At 27.5% G+C, this 258-nt stretch carries 1 pseudogene; it reads left to right on the plus strand.

Going from position 1 to position 258, the window contains the following annotated elements:
• A pseudogene (locus SB775_RS31150) lies at positions 1-204 on the plus strand (hypothetical protein); the annotation flags it as partial.
• Positions 205-258 lie beyond the last annotated feature (54 nt).

Consider the following 258-nt stretch of genomic DNA (forward strand, 5'->3'; position numbering starts at 1 on the left):
CTGTATGTATATAAAATAGAAATTACAAAAATAATGGCATTTGAAGAAGAGACATCTTATAGAGACCGATATTCTAGTGCAGAAATTTATGTGAAACCATATTTAGATGAGAAGGATGAAAAATGTGTGTTTAAAGAATATAAGATAGATGTTGATGGAATAAACAAGGATAAATGGTTTCTAATTGATAATATGGAAGGGTGAATATTTTGGAAACGTTAAACATTTATAACGGATTGCATGGAAAATTATTATCAG

This window comes from Peribacillus sp. SIMBA_075 (assembly GCF_046534585.1).